Annotated in this window: 14 protein-coding genes; 9 read left to right on the plus strand and 5 right to left on the minus strand. The window is 71.0% G+C overall.

From position 1 onward, the window contains the following. Positions 1-171 precede the first annotated feature (171 nt). The 4 genes from ACIBBD_RS03435 to ACIBBD_RS03450 all read left to right on the plus strand — a co-directional run bounded on the left by ACIBBD_RS03435 (position 172) and on the right by ACIBBD_RS03450 (position 3578). A complete protein-coding gene (locus ACIBBD_RS03435; protein ID WP_399417598.1) occupies positions 172-987 on the plus strand; it encodes an SAM-dependent methyltransferase in 816 nt (271 codons plus the stop codon). 218 nt (positions 988-1205) lie between these two features. Beyond that, positions 1206-1460 carry an EF-hand domain-containing protein gene (locus tag ACIBBD_RS03440; protein ID WP_399418119.1) on the plus strand — a complete coding sequence of 85 codons (255 nt, stop codon included), beginning with the start codon at positions 1206-1208 and terminating at the stop codon, positions 1458-1460. A gap of 149 nt (positions 1461-1609) precedes the next feature. Further along, a complete protein-coding gene (locus ACIBBD_RS03445) occupies positions 1610-3088 on the plus strand; it encodes a glutamate-cysteine ligase family protein (RefSeq protein ID WP_399417599.1) in 1479 nt (492 codons plus the stop codon). Positions 3089-3185: 97 nt separating this feature from the next. After that, positions 3186-3578: a hypothetical protein gene (locus ACIBBD_RS03450; RefSeq protein WP_399417600.1), complete on the plus strand. Its 393-nt coding sequence runs from the start codon at positions 3186-3188 to the stop codon at positions 3576-3578. Positions 3579-3594: 16 nt separating this feature from the next. Here the strand turns inward: ACIBBD_RS03450 and ACIBBD_RS03455 are convergent, their stop codons facing one another. Next, entirely contained in the window at positions 3595-4185 is a 591-nt protein-coding gene (locus ACIBBD_RS03455) for a hemerythrin domain-containing protein (RefSeq protein ID WP_399417601.1), read from the minus strand. Positions 4186-4196: 11 nt separating this feature from the next. Beyond that, a complete protein-coding gene (locus ACIBBD_RS03460) occupies positions 4197-5396 on the minus strand; it encodes a hypothetical protein (protein ID WP_399417602.1) in 1200 nt (399 codons plus the stop codon). A 637-nt stretch (positions 5397-6033) separates the two neighbouring features. On the opposite strand from ACIBBD_RS03460, the gene ACIBBD_RS03465 reads away from it, so the two are divergent. From ACIBBD_RS03465 to ACIBBD_RS03475, 3 genes are all read left to right on the plus strand, one after another. Continuing rightward, positions 6034-6747, plus strand: a complete 714-nt coding sequence (locus ACIBBD_RS03465; RefSeq protein ID WP_399417603.1) for a phosphodiesterase — start codon at positions 6034-6036, stop codon at positions 6745-6747. A 409-nt stretch (positions 6748-7156) separates the two neighbouring features. After that, positions 7157-8869, plus strand: coding sequence for a cytochrome c oxidase subunit I (gene ctaD, locus ACIBBD_RS03470; RefSeq protein ID WP_399417604.1), 1713 nt, complete (start codon positions 7157-7159; stop codon positions 8867-8869). Further along, on the plus strand, positions 8866-9243 hold the full coding sequence (locus ACIBBD_RS03475) for a hypothetical protein (protein WP_399417605.1): 378 nt from the start codon (positions 8866-8868) through the stop codon (positions 9241-9243). Before ctaD ends, ACIBBD_RS03475 begins: the two co-directional genes overlap by 4 nt. 106 nt (positions 9244-9349) lie before the next feature. Here ACIBBD_RS03475 and ACIBBD_RS03480 read toward each other — a convergent pair whose 3' ends face one another. From ACIBBD_RS03480 to ACIBBD_RS03490, 3 genes are all read right to left on the minus strand, one after another. Then, on the minus strand, positions 9350-9511 hold the full coding sequence (locus ACIBBD_RS03480; protein WP_399417606.1) for a hypothetical protein: 162 nt from the start codon (positions 9509-9511) through the stop codon (positions 9350-9352). Between the two features lie 30 nt (positions 9512-9541). Further along, a complete protein-coding gene (locus tag ACIBBD_RS03485) occupies positions 9542-9790 on the minus strand; it encodes a hypothetical protein (RefSeq protein ID WP_399417607.1) in 249 nt (82 codons plus the stop codon). Positions 9791-9976: 186 nt separating this feature from the next. Next, positions 9977-10420 (minus strand): SPW repeat protein, encoded by a 444-nt coding sequence (locus ACIBBD_RS03490; protein WP_399418120.1) that lies wholly within the window; start codon positions 10418-10420, stop codon positions 9977-9979. A 161-nt stretch (positions 10421-10581) separates the two neighbouring features. Between ACIBBD_RS03490 and ACIBBD_RS03495 the strand changes: the two genes are divergently transcribed. Both ACIBBD_RS03495 and ACIBBD_RS03500 read left to right on the plus strand, forming a co-directional pair. After that, positions 10582-10956 carry an ArsR/SmtB family transcription factor gene (locus tag ACIBBD_RS03495; RefSeq protein ID WP_399417608.1) on the plus strand — a complete coding sequence of 125 codons (375 nt, stop codon included), beginning with the start codon at positions 10582-10584 and terminating at the stop codon, positions 10954-10956. Beyond that, a complete protein-coding gene (locus ACIBBD_RS03500) occupies positions 10953-11438 on the plus strand; it encodes an SRPBCC domain-containing protein (protein ID WP_399417609.1) in 486 nt (161 codons plus the stop codon). The genes ACIBBD_RS03495 and ACIBBD_RS03500 overlap by 4 nt, the downstream gene beginning before the upstream one ends. Positions 11439-11468: the final 30 nt, after the last annotated feature.

An 11468-nucleotide genomic window follows, 5' to 3' on the forward strand; every position in this document is an offset into this window, starting at 1 on the left:
TGCTCACCGAGCACTCCCGCTCACTGCCGCGTGCGCGCAACTGCGTCCGCGCCGCCGCGTCCGCTGTGCGTCGTTCCGACGAGGAGATGGAACTGGTGTACGCGAACGGGTCGTTGGGACGTACGTTGTGCGGTGGACATTCACGCCTCGGCTGAAAGACGGAAACTCGCCATGACCGACTCCACGACGACGCCCGGACCGGCGGCGTACCAGAAGATCGACACGTCGGTGCCGCATTCGGCCCGCATCTGGAACTACTGGCTGGGCGGCAAGGACAACTACCCGGTCGACGAGGAGGCCGGCGACGCCTACACCGCCGTCTTCCCCGGCATCGTCACCATCGCCCGCAGCAGCCGCGCCTTCCTGCGCCGCACCATCACGTACCTGGTCGCCGAGGCGGGGATCCGGCAGTTCCTGGACGTCGGCACCGGCCTGCCCACCGCCGACAACACCCATGAGGTGGCCCAGCGGATCGCCCCGGAGTCCCGGATCGTCTACGTGGACAACGACCCGATGGTCCTCGCGCACGCCCGCGCCCTGCTCTACTCCAGTCCGGAGGGGGCGACCGCCTACGTCGACGCCGACGTGCACGACACCGACCGCATCCTCGCGGCCGCGGCCGAGACGCTGGACCTCACCCGTCCCACCGCGCTCATCCTGAGCAACATCCTGGGCCACGTCGCCGACCACGCGCAGGCACGCTCCATCGTCACCCGCCTCATGGACGCGCTCCCCTCGGGCAGCCATCTCTGCGTCAACGACGGTTCGCTGGGCATCGACCCGGTCTTCGAACAGGCCCAGCACGCCTACAACGAGAGCGGCGCCGTCCCGTACATCCTGCGCGGCGTCGACCAGATCACGGCCTACTTCGACGGCCTGGACCTGCTGGAGCCCGGCGTCGTGTCGGTCCCCCACTGGCGCCCGGACCCGGGCTCCCCGGCCGCGGAACCCGTCGCCGAGCACGGTGGTCTCGCGCGCAAGCCCTGACGGGGCGTCCTTCCGGGGCGGGGCCCGGGGCCGTCCGGCGTGCGCGCCGCCGGGCCGGCCCGGCCCCGGTTCACGGCCTTCGCACGGTGACGGCCGTGGGACACGGCTGACAGACGGACCGGGGGCGGGGAACCCGGGCGGGCATGAACGCGTCTTCCGACGGGGAGCGGGGTGGGCCGGCCGGCCCGCCCGCCGACGAGAGGGAACGGGGCGACACGATGAGCGACAAGGCCCGGAAGCTGTTCGAGGCGCTGGACCTCGACCACAACGGGACGCTGACCCGCGAAGAGGTGATCACCGCCCTGCGGACGAAGGGCCCGACGCTGGCAGCCTCGGGGGATCTGCCGTTCTGGGCCGTGGGGGACGCCGACGCCTCCTCCGCCCTGTTCGACGCCGCCGACCAGAACGGCGACGCGGTCCTGACCCTGGAGGAGTTCGCAGCGCTGGTGGACCGCCGTTTCGGCTGGCACTGACACCGGTGCGGCGACACCGGCGCGGCGATCTCGGCGCGGGTGCCCGCCCCGGCGTCCGCCGGGGGTGAGCCCGTCCCGCCTGGTCGGGGCCACCTGGTGATGCGACGCTGGAGTGGAGGGTGTCCGAGGAGGAGAACCCGGGAGGGCCGATGGGACGCGACGTCCCGGCGCTGGTCTTCACCCGTGAGGACCGCCGCCGCTACCGGATCAAGATGCAGGAGTGCCTCGACGCGTTCGCCCAGATGCTGCGCGAGTCACGGTTCGAGTCCGAGCGGCCGCAGGTGGGGCTGGAGATCGAGCTGAACCTGGTCGACGACCGGGCCGAGCCGGCGATGCGCAACAACGACGTGCTCCAGGCGATCGCGGACCCCGCCTGGTCCACCGAGCTGGGCCGGTTCAACCTCGAGATCAACGTTCCGCCCCGCCGGCTGACGGAGGGCGGCCCCGACGCGTGGGAGTCCGAGATCCGCTCGGCGCTGAACCACGCCGACGAACGGGCCCGGTCGGTCGGCGCGCATCTGATCATGATCGGCATCCTTCCCACCCTGCGGCAGGAGGACGTCGGTGAGGGGACACTGTCGGAGAACCCGCGCTATCGGCTGCTCAACGACCAGGTGTTCGCGGCACGGGGCGAGGACCTGCTGATCGAGGTGGACGGCGTCGACCGGCTGCGGACGTACGCGGACACGATCACCCCGGAGGCCGCGTGCACCAGCACCCAGTTCCATCTCCAGGTCTCGCCCGAGGAGTTCCCCGCCTACTGGAACGCGGCCCAGGCGATCGCCGGGGTCCAGGTCGCCCTGGCGGCCAACTCGCCCTTCCTGTTCGGCAGGGAACTGTGGCACGAGACCCGTGTCCCGCTGTTCGAGCAGGCGACCGACACCCGCCCGCAGGAGATCAAGGTCCAGGGAGTCCGGCCCCGGGTGTGGTTCGGGGAGCGGTGGATCAACAGCGTCTTCGACCTCTTCGAGGAGAACCTGCGCTACTTCCCGGCCCTCCTGCCGCTGTGCGACGAGCAGGACCCCGCGGAGACGCTGGACCAGGGGGACGTCCCCGAACTGGGCGAGCTCACCCTGCACAACGGCACCATCTACCGCTGGAACCGCCCGGTCTACGCCGTCGCCCACGACACACCCCACCTGCGGGTGGAGAACCGTGTGCTGCCCGCCGGCCCGACCGTCGCCGACACCCTCGCCAACGGCGCCTTCTACTACGGGCTCACCCGCGCCCTGGTCGAGGAGGATCGACCGGTGTGGTCCCGGATGTCCTTCTCGGCCGCGGCGGACAACCTGCACACGGCGGCACGGCAGGGCATCGAGGCAGCGCTGTACTGGCCCGGGATGGGCGAGGTACCGGTGCCCGAGCTCGTCCTCCGGCGGCTGCTGCCGCTGGCGCACCGGGGGCTGGAGCACTCCGGGATGGACGCCGTCTGGCGGGAGCCGCTGCTCGGGGTCATCGAGCAGCGGTGCGTCACCGGCCGCAACGGCGCGGTCTGGCAGAAGGAGATGTTCCATCACCTGACCTCCGTCACCCGCTCCGGCCGCCATGAGGCGCTGCGGCGGATGACGCAGCAGTACGTGGACTACATGCACCTCAACGCCCCGGTCCACACCTGGCCCGTGGACTGACCGGGTTCAGCGGACGGTGTTCGTCCGACGGGAGGCGTCCGACGGGAGGCGTTCGGCGGCGTCGATCAACGCGGAGCGTCACCGGTCCTCGTGCGCCATGTCGCTTCCCGGCGAAACGATCACCGGATGGGCTCCCCGGCGGCTCGACACCTACTCCGTGCAGCTCTCGGTGTCCTTCGACGACCTCTCCGTCGCCGATACGGCCGCCCTACTGGGCGAGAAGGCTCAGACGAGGGAAATTCCGGCGCACGCGGCCGTCCTCTGCTCGGACCGGACCATCGCCATCAGTTTCGACCTCGCCGGCGAGGGGACCGACGCCGGTCCCGGCAACATCGCCCGGCGCCTGCTGGTCGCCGGGGACGCCAAGGACGGCGGCGACTCCTTCGAGGTGGTCGTCTGGCGCGAGGGGGCCCTGCCGCCCGACGACGCGGCGTTGATCCCCGTCGCCGAGCAGGTGCTGCCGACGGTCCCGGGCTGGACCGCCGGCTGACGTGCGGCGGCGTCGGTCAGTCCCGGACCATGGCCTTGCGGACGGCGTCCCGGGTACGGTCCATCAGCGCGGCGACGGGGCCCAGCGCCACGTTGGCGGCCGCGGACTCCACACCGGGGTGCGGCCGGGTGGGCGCCAGCGCCTCGGCCGCCTTGACGCCCTTGGCCAGGGAGGCGAGGGTCCCGGCGTCGGCGCTGCGCCGGATGTGGATGAACTCGTAGCGCTCCTCGGCGCGGGCGTGTTCCTGCACGTCCGCCCGCAGAGCCATCAGCTGGGGCATGAACTTGGGGTCGTCGACGTCCAGGTCGTCCAGTGCGCTCAGCCGCTCCTTGGCCGACCGCTCCTCCGCCAGACGGGCGTCCACGACCTCGTCGCCCCCGTCGACGGCGCGGCGGACGAACGGGTGCACGATCTCCTCCTCCGCCGTCTCATGGACGGCGAGAAGCCGCACCAGCCGGTGGAAGGCCTCCCGCCGGGCGTCCCCCCGGCCGGCCTCGACTTCGTCGAAGAGGTTGCGGATGTCCCCGTGCTGGCGCATGAGCAGGGACACCACGTCGGTGTCGGGAGCGGCGTCGTCGCCGGCCTGCGGCGTACGCGTCTCGGTCATGGCGGGTGTCCTCACTTCTCGCGCAGGGAGGGATCGGGGTGTTCCCCTTCGGTCTCGACGCGGTACTCGCGCCCGAACATCTCCTGGTGCTGTGCCATCACCCGCTCGCTGGGCGGAGCCTCACCGCCGTGGATCTGCTCCTGCATCTTCTCGAAGCGCTCATGAGCCTCCCGGACGTAGCCGGCGCCGAGCGTCGTCAGATCGATCTGCGTGTCGAGCAGGTCCCGAACGTACGCCTTGTTCGGCTCGAACGTCAGCACGTTCGGCAGCTGCGGGGCCAGCACCGACTCCGGGTCGCGTCCGTCGTGACGGCGCATCAGGTCGCAGGCGAGGTGGAGGTGTTCCAGCTCCTGGTTGAGGTGCAGCTCCCAGACGGCCTTCACCTTGGGGTCGCTCTCCTGCTCCATGAAGGAGTAGTAGAGGTAGCACTCGTTGTACTCGTGGTTGACCAGCTGCTCCCACCAGCTCTCGCCCGGGTCGACGAGCGACTCGTAGTGGGTGACGTGCTCCTCCTCGATGAGGCCGATCTCCTGGTAGAGCTGCCGGGCGATGGGCTCCATGTACTGGGGGCCGACGTTCATGTAGAAGTTCATGGTCTGCTGCTCCGCCGACATGATGGTCAGCGCGTGCAGCTTCGACAGGGGGTCGGTGGTGTCGCGGTCGTAGGGGTCGCGCACGTTGTCCGCGGGATGGCGGTGGTGGAACTTCGTCGGCCGGCCCGGCATGACCTCCGTCAGGCCGTCTACGATCGCGTCCGCCTTGCGGTGCTCGATCATCTCGTAGAGGTTGGCGTACCGGTACAGGTGGTCGAAGTCCTCCAGCACACCGAACTGGTAGGCCTGCTTGAGGTACGGGTCCGGCTCCATCCGGGCGACCCAGGCGGTGAGGTCCACGGCCACCTGCTCGTAGGCGATGGTCGTCTCCAGCACCGACGCCACGCCGGGCAGCAGCCAGTTCACCGCCTTCTGCTGCTGGTGCTCGATGTACCGGACCTCGGCCAGCCGGCGTTTGACGTCGGGGTCGACGGTGTTGCGGGCCAGCTGGTGGCTGAAGAGGATCGCCTCGACCTCGATGCCGTTCATCGTGATGACGCGACAACGCGTGTACGGGTCGGAGCGGTCGGGGTCGATGGGGGTGACGTTCAGCTCCCGCCAGTTCCTGAGCTGGCGGTCGAGCGGGATGCCTCGCTGTTCCAGGGGGTTGAAGGTCATCTGTGCCTCCTGGGCGGTGGTGGTGAGTCGCAGGTCCCCCGCGGCGGGAAGGTCACTCGGCCGGAGGGAGTGGAACCTCAGCCATCCTTGGCAAGGGCCGTCGCGTCCGCTGTCTCCCCCGCCGGTCCGTACCGCGGCCGTCACCCGACCGGCGGTGGCGTGCGCGGACGGGTTCGTTCGTCACCGGGCCGTGGGAGCCGGGGGCAGCAGGCTGACCCGACGGCCCTTCGCCGGGACGCGGGAGCCGGGTGCCCCGACGAGCCGTGGCCGGGACGCGGGGCCGGGCCCCGGGTGAGGACACCCGGCGGGGGGTACCCGGCAGGCCGCACGGAGGGACGGTTCATGGGAAGGCCGAGATCGCCGGAAACGGCGGACGCGCCCGCGGTCGCCCACGGCCGCTCTCAACGTCGTGGGCGGACTGTGACCGCTGGTCCACCCGCGCAGTGTCCAGCGGTCTTCGGGCCGAAGACCGATGTGTGGCTGCCGATGACGACGACGGGCGGTCCCGGCGGCCCGGCAGCGTCAGAGGAGTCCAGGGATGAGGGGTGCCGGAGGCGTGGGAAGGTTGCCGGCTCGACGGGTGAACGGCGCCCCGTCGCCGCGTGACGGGGCCCGGACGGCCGGTCGGTGGCCGCGGGTGCCGTCGGGATCGTGGCCGTTCGCCGTGGTCGAGGCCGGATTCCGTCGGCTCGCCCGTCTGCGCCGGGCCCCGGCGCTCCATCCGCACGGACTGATGTGCACGGCCGAGGTGGAGGTCGTGGACGGCGGGGGCGGACGGTGGGGGGCGGCCTGGCTGGACACGCCCGGGCGGTACACCGCCACGGTCCGCCTCTCCCGGGCGGCCGGTCTGCCCCGGCGTCTGCCGGACGGGCTGGGAATGGCCGTGCGCGTGGCGCGGGCCGGCGGCCCGGACCGGCCGCTCGACCTGCTGCTGACCAGCAGCGGCCGGGGCCGGGTCATGCGGCACGTGCCGCTGCCTCGCGCGGACGCGCTCGGCGGCCCCTACTCCAGTCTGCTCGCCTACCGGGTGGGCGGACGGCCCCGTGTCCTGGCCGCCTTCCCCCGCCGTTCCGGGCGGGGGCCGGTGCACGGCGACCCGCGCAGCCTGCGGACCGCCCTCGCCGCCGGGCCGCTCGTCTTCGACCTGCGCGCCGGGGCCCCCGACGGGTCGTGGCGCGCGTTCGCCGTCCTGACCGTACGGACCGCGCTGCCGGATCCGCAGGACGAGACCCCTGACTACGACGTCTACCTGCACGACGCCGACGGGTTCACCCCGGGCGGCACCCTGGCCGCGGCCCGCCGCGCGGCCTACCGGGGCTCTCGGGCCGGCCGCCGAGAGGGCTCCCGCTGATCCGGTCCGCCTGATCCGGTCCCGCTGATCCGTTCCCCAGGTTCCCGTTCCGCCGATTCCTGCGGGCAGGTGAGCGCGGCCGGCTGGATCCCTCTCCCCCGTGCTCACCGTTCCTCCGCCCCAGCCCCTCACGCCGTGCCCGCTTTGCCCCGCCTCTCCCCCGCGCTCACCCTTCCCCCGCGCTCCTGTTCACCACGGCGTACGGGTCACCCGGACGAGTCCATCAGTGGGCCGTTCGGTGTACGAAAACGCCCTCTGTCGGGCGTGGTGCCGTAGCTGTGGGGGTGATGTCCGGTGGGCTCTTCGCAAGCTGCGCCGACGCGCCGCGCGAAGACCCGGTGGGCGAGGCGCTGGTGCCGCTGCCCCTGTTCGCCCGCCGGGCGCCGACTACTCCCGAGTGAGGGCACTGATGACGACCGACACCGAACCCGTGGCCCCGGTCCCGGCGGCTGAACGCCATGGCAGGGGCCAGGTGGTCGTCTCCTGGCTGACCACGACCGACCACAAGAAGATCGGTCACCTCTACCTGATCACCTCGTTCGGCTTCTTCCTGATCGGCGGACTGCTGGCGATGGTGATCCGGGCGGAGCTGGCCCGGCCGGGACTGCAACTGCTGTCGAACGAGCAGTACAACCAGTCGTTCACGATGCACGGCACGATCATGCTGCTGCTGTTCGCGACGCCCACGTTCGCCGGGTTCGCCAACGCCATCATGCCGCTGCAGATCGGCTCCCCGGACGTCGCCTTCCCCCGGCTCAACATGTTCTCGTACTGGCTGTTCCTCTTCGGCGGCCTGATCGTGGTCAGCAGCATGATGGTGCCCGAGGGCGCCGCCGACTTCGGCTGGACCGCCTACACGCCCCTCAGCGGCGGCGAGCGCACCACTCAGCTGGGCGGCGACCTGTGGATCATGGGCCTGGCACTCGCCGGATTCGGCACGATCCTCGGCGCGGTCAACTTCGTCACCACCATCATCTGCATGCGCGCCCCCGGCATGACCATGTTCCGCATGCCGGTCTTCACCTGGAACGTGCTGCTCACCTCGGTGCTGGTCCTGCTCGCCTTCCCCGTCCTGGCCGCCGCCCTGTTCGCCCTGGAGGCGGACCGCAAGTTCGGCGCGCACATCTTCGACCCCGAGAACGGCGGAGCGGTCCTCTGGCAGCACCTCTTCTGGTTCTTCGGCCACCCCGAGGTGTACATCCTCGCCCTGCCGTTCTTCGGCGTGGTGACCGAGATCCTTCCGGTCTTCTCCCGCAAGCCGATCTTCGGCTACATGGGCCTGGTGGGCGCCACCATCGCCATCACCGGCCTGTCCGTGACCGTGTGGGCCCACCACATGTTCGCCACCGGGGCCGTGCTGCTGCCGTTCTTCTCCTTCATGAGCTTCCTGATCGCGGTGCCGACCGGGGTGAAGTTCTTCAACTGGATCGGCACGATGTGGAAGGGATCGGTGTCCTTCGAACCACCGATGCTGTGGGCGGCCGGCTTCCTCGTCACCTTCCTCTTCGGCGGCCTCACCGGCGTCCTGCTCGCCTCGCCCCCGTTGGACTTCCACGTCACCGACAGCTACTTCGTCATCGCCCACTTCCACTACGTGCTCTTCGGCACGATCGTCTTCGCGATGTTCGGCGGCTTCAGCTTCTGGTGGCCGAAGATGACCGGCACCATGCTCGACCACCGCCTGGAGAAGATCCACTTCTGGACCCTGTTCGTCGGCTTCCACACCACCTTCCTCGTGCAGCACTGGCTGGGCGCCGAGGGCATGCCCCGCCGCTACGTCGACTACCTGGCCGCCGACGGCTTCACCGCCCTCAACACCATCTCCTCCATCGGCTCCTTCCTCCTCGGCCTGTCGACCCTGCCCTTCCTCTACAACGTGTGGAAGACCGCCAAGGAGGGCAAGCGGGTCGAGGTCGACGATCCCTGGGGCTACGGCCGCTCGCTGGAGTGGGCCACCTCGTGCCCGCCGCCCCGCCACAACTTCGTCACCCTGCCGCGCATCCGCTCCGAGTCCCCCGCCTTCGATCTGCACCATCCCGAGCTGGCGGAACGGGAACACATGGAGCACGCCGGCAGGCGGGACGCCGTGGACGCCGAGAGCCACTACGGCGAACCGCGGTGAGTCACGGCGGCGGCCGGCACACACCGGGCGACGACCTGAGCGGCGGGCTGGCCAACGCGGTCGAGGGCTACCTGCTCGCCCGCACGCACCAGGACCGGGCGCGACGCGAGGCCGAGAGCCTGTGCGCCCGGATGCCCTGGCTGACCACCGCCCAGGCCGAGGACGTCACACGTCACTACGTCCACCAGCGCCTGGAGCTGACCCGGCAGATGCTCCTGGAGACCGTCGAACGGGCCGCCCAGCTCCGCCAGGAGTACGAGGACCGGTACGCGGCTCTCCGACACGACCTGCTCCGACGCCACGTCACCTGCGCCGCCGCCGTGGTGGCCTGCGCCTCGGGAGCGACCACGCTGGCGTGGCTGCTCGCCCGCTAGGAGGTCCGCCCGCCGGCACGTCCGGCGATCCGGGACCGGAGCGGGAGAAAGCAGGACGAAGGGGCCCCGGCCAGAGCCGGGGCCCCTTCCGTGCGCCGATCGGACGTCACTTCTCCTCGAAGTCCTCGGGGCGCACTCCGGCCTCCTCCATCGCCTCCCGGACGGTTCGTCCCGTCCCGCCGGGCGGGGTGTCCTCGGTGGTCTTCCGGTCGGTGACGACTTCGTCGGTCGTCTCGGTCTTCGGCCGGTTCTCCTCGGGCACGGTCATGATGATTCCTCTCGCTCCGAGCCAGGGCTCTCAGTGTTGGTCGGGGTCGGCTTCGTCGGCACCACTGGACGTGCGGCTCGGCTGGCCGCCACCGGTGGTCCCGTAACCGCCGGGCACGCCCGGAACGCTGTCGGCGTCCGCCTCCTCGCGGGAGATGTGCCGGGTCGCGCGGACGTTGGAGCGCCGCTCGGGATGCGGGTAGCTGAACGGCTGCGCCGCGGCCCGCTCCTCCTCCGCCTTCCGCGGATCGGACTCGGGGGGTTTGTCGTGCTTCGCCATGGTGTGCGGGTTACCCGACGGGGCGGCGCCATGCAGTGATCCGGCCCTCGATCCGCCGTCACCCGCGACGCCGTCGCTCCACGGTCGAGCCCGGACCGGGACGGCCGGTCCGGGCTGCCGGGAGAGGTGAGAGCGTGGGTGAGGGGCGTCCCGGACCGACCGCAGCCGGCCCGGGGGCGTCCACCGTTACGGGGTCACGCGGCGGCCGGGCCGCGACGACGCCCTCGCCTGCATGGCGGCGCTGGCGGCCAGACCGAGCAGGAGGCCGATGATTCCGACGATGACGTTGTTGACGATGGACCGGGTGGTACTGACGTCGCCCGAGACCACCCAGGGCGCGATGATGGTCCACGCGCCCAGCGCGCAGGCGGCCCACGCCATGCTGTGCGTGCGCTCGTAGGCGCGGCCGAACCCGCCGCTCATCAGCAGGGCGTAGGCGATACCGACGACCAGGTTGTTGACGGCCAGGGCGTTCAGATTGCTGAACCCCGCGATCCACGGGGAGGCTGCCAGGTACACGCCGGTCAGGAAGGCCAGGGTCTCGACGGCCTGAGCCCTGGGAGTACTGGTGACGTGCTCCGCCATCTCGTGACGGGCGCGCATTTCGACGATGTCGGGATGGGTCTCCATCGACGACCTGGGAGAGGTTGTCACTCCCATCACCTCCGGGAAACTCCGGCTGGTCTGTGGACGCCTCGGGTACCCCGGTCGGCCGACGATCGAACACGATCCGGCCGGGCGGCACCGCATCCTGTTTACACGGGACACACGGCGGACTGACATACAACCAAATGGTTGTAGATGAAGGTGCCGCCGGAAGCACGGACCGGCTGTTCCACGCCCTCGCGGACACGACACGCCGGGACATACTGCGCCGCTGCGTCCACGGCGATCTGTCGGTGTCCCAACTGGCCGCCGCCTACCCGATGAGCTTCGCCGCGGTGCAGAAGCACGTGACGGTGCTGGAGCGGGCCGGACTGGTCAGCAAGCGGCGCCGCGGACGGGAGCAGCTCGTCCGCACGGAGCCCGAGGCCGTGGCGCGGGCCCGGCATGCGATCGACGAACTGGAAGCCCTGTGGCGCGGGAGGGTGGAGCGGATGTCCACCCTGCTCACGCAGGAGCGCCGTACCGAAGAGCACGATCCGAGCAAAGGACAGGACAGATGAGTGTGACCAGCGTGGACAAGGATTACGACAGTCTCACCCTCACCCTGGTCGCCGAGTTCGCGGCCCCGGTGGAGAGGGTGTGGCAGCTGTGGGCGGACCCGCGTCGGCTGGAGCGCTGGTGGGGCCCGCCGACCTACCCGGCGACCGTGGAGGGCCATGACCTGACCCCGGGCGGTGAGGTCACCTACTTCATGACCGGCCCCGAGGGTGACAAGCACCGCGGCTGGTGGCGTGTCACGGCGGCCGCCCCGCCCACGTCGCTGGAGTTCACCGACGGCTTCGCCGACGAGGAGGGAACCCCGAGCGCCGCCATGCCGACCACCACCGTGACCGTCCGGCTGACCCGGCAGGGGTACGGCACCCGGATGGAGATCCGGTCCGCCTTCGCCACCCGGGAGCAGATGGACCAGTTGGTGGCCATGGGCATGGAGGAGGGCCTCGAGCAGGCGGTCGGCCAGATGGACGGTCTCCTCGCCGACTGACCGGGCCGCACGGCACGACGGCGGTCCGCT

The organism is Streptomyces sp. NPDC051315 (assembly GCF_044455165.1).
Lineage (GTDB): Bacteria > Actinomycetota > Actinomycetes > Streptomycetales > Streptomycetaceae > Streptomyces.